General features: G+C 59.4%; 1 protein-coding gene and 1 pseudogene. One reads left to right on the forward strand and one right to left on the reverse strand.

The window, feature by feature from the left end:
- The first annotated feature begins 71 nt into the window (after nucleotides 1-71).
- A pseudogene (locus AYJ54_RS46455) lies at nucleotides 72-1,013 on the forward strand (IS630 family transposase).
- A gap of 475 nt (nucleotides 1,014-1,488) precedes the next feature.
- On the opposite strand, the gene AYJ54_RS46460 reads toward AYJ54_RS46455, so the two are convergent.
- A protein-coding gene (locus AYJ54_RS46460; protein WP_430641378.1) for an IS5 family transposase occupies nucleotides 1,489-2,249 on the reverse strand; the annotation gives its coding sequence in 2 pieces (ribosomal slippage) (nucleotides 1,489-1,890 and nucleotides 1,893-2,249; 759 coding nt in all).
- Between the last annotated feature and the right edge of the window lie 68 nt (nucleotides 2,250-2,317).

Genomic DNA, 2,317 nt, shown 5'->3' on the forward strand with positions numbered 1-2,317 from the left:
CCGGAATCGGGATTCCCAGCGGGACAGATTTCTGATTCAAACTCCATGCTGGAGAACGGGGGCCAGCATGGATGACGCGACCCTATTCGGAAGACCTTCGCGAACGCGCTCTGGCGCGGGCTGACGCCGGCGAGACCGTCCGTTCGATTGCGGAAGCGCTTCAGATCAGTCCTTCCTGTGTGACGAAGTGGAAGAATCTGCGGCGGGAGACCGGAGGCGTTTCGCCCGGCAAGATCGGTGGTCACAAGAAGCCGGTTTTGTCCGGCGCTAATGCCGACTGGCTGCGCAAGCGCATTCGCTCGGGGCCATTCACCTTGCGGAAGCTGACACAGGAGCTGGCGGTGCGCGGGATCAAGACAGACGTCCGGGCGGTGTGGACGTTTGTGCACGCCGAAGGGCTGAGCTTCAAAAAAAACGATGCTGCCAGCCGAACAAGATCGTCCCGACGTCGCCCGTAAACGGACGCGCTGGAAGGCCCATCAGGGCAGGATCGACGCTTCGCGCCTGGTCTTTATCGACGAGACGTGGATCAAGACCAACATGGCACCGTTGCGCGGCTGGGGGCCGAGTGGGCAGCGTCTCCAGGCATCTGGCCCTTCGGACACTGGAAGACCATGACCTTCATCGCGGCATTGCGCCACGATCAGATCTGCGCGCCCTGGGTGATCGATGGCCCGATCAATGGTGAGCTCTTCACCCTCTATGTCGAACAGGTGTTGGCGCCCACTCTGACAAAGGGTGAGGTCGTGATCCTCGATAACCTCGGCAGTCACAAGGGAAAGCAGGCGCGCAACGCCGTCCGCGCCAAGGGAGCCCATCTGCTCTTTCTGCCGCCCTACAGTCCCGACCTCAATCCGATCGAGCAGGTCTTCGCCAAACTCAAACACCTGATCCGAGCCGCAGAGCCACGCGACGTCGAGGCAACCTGGCGAAAGGTCGGCGAACTCCTCGATCTCTTCTCCAACGAGGAGTGCGCCAATTATCTCAAAAATTCAGGATATGTTTCCGTATAAACGCAGCATGCTCTAGCGCGTTTCGCAGACTAATCCACCTAGCAACGATATGTCTTCGGCATTGGCCGGACATGCGGGACTCCAGAACGCTTTTCTGGAGTGATCCGGCTACGATTTCCGGGATGATCGGCGTGCCCTCGCTTCGCGTACCCGATCCGCGAAACTCCGCCGACATGTAGATGTTGGCGCCGCCGGTAATCGATCACGTAGGTCATGTCAGATGGTTCTTCAGCGCGTGCTTGCTCGGTGGGCCCGGGTTTGCGAGCAGGGGCATGACGCGCTCGTACTTGAGCGAGGCAGCACGAGGGGCAGTGTACGCTGAGTGACATGGCCCCTTTCTTGTTTGCTCGATGGTTTCTCGCAAGTCAGATCGATGTCGGTTATCCATCACTGGCGAAGAAGTGCAGGTCACCTTGCAGCGCGGTACCGTGAGCCCCTTCTCACGTTTGAGCGCAACGCGTGCTAGGGTCCAGACTCAATTGATCCAATAGGCGACGATGGCTGCGATGTGGACGGCAGCCAAGAAGTTTCTGGCGAGTTTATCGTAACGAGTTGCGACACGCCTGAAATCCTTGAGCCGGCAGAAGCAACGCTCGATAACATTGCGCCCTTTATAGATGCGCTTGCTGAAGTTGTGGAAGGTCACCCTGTTGGATTTGTTTGGAATGACGGGCTTGGCGCCACGATTGACGATTTCGGCGCGAAAGCCGTCGCCGTCGTAGCCTTTGTCCCCAATGAGGGCAGACATGGGCGGCGCGAGTTCCAAAAGGGCCGGCGCTGCGGCAATATCTGCGTCCTGGCCCGGAGTGAGATGAAATGCGCAGGGTTTGCAATCAGGGTCGCTCAGCGCGTGGATTTTCGTGGTCCGCCCGCCGCGCGAGCGGCCGATCGCCTGTTCATGTTCCCCCCTTTTCCGCCGCTCGCCGAGCGATGCGCCTTGATCGAGGTGGAGTCGATGGACAAAGTCACGCCATCCTTGCCGCAGCGGGCGAGCGCTTCAAAGATCGCCTGCCAATGTCCGCGCTTGGCCCAGCGATTGAACCGATTGTAGATCGTCGTGTAAGGACCAAAGTCGGGCGGGCAATCGCGCCAGCGCGCGCCACACTGAAGCATGTGGATGATACCGCTGATGATGCGTCGATCATCTTCGCGCTCCGGTCCGGTCTGGTTCGTTGGCAGATGCGGCTTTATCTGAGCCCACTGCTTGTCGTTGAGCCAGAACAGCCCCTTGCGCATCAAAGCCCCCGTGCCGAATCAGTTCGGGTGCAAGAGAATCAGAGCGCGCTAATTAGGTACAGACCCTA

It is taken from the genome of Bradyrhizobium centrolobii (assembly GCF_001641635.1).
GTDB lineage: Bacteria > Pseudomonadota > Alphaproteobacteria > Rhizobiales > Xanthobacteraceae > Bradyrhizobium > Bradyrhizobium centrolobii.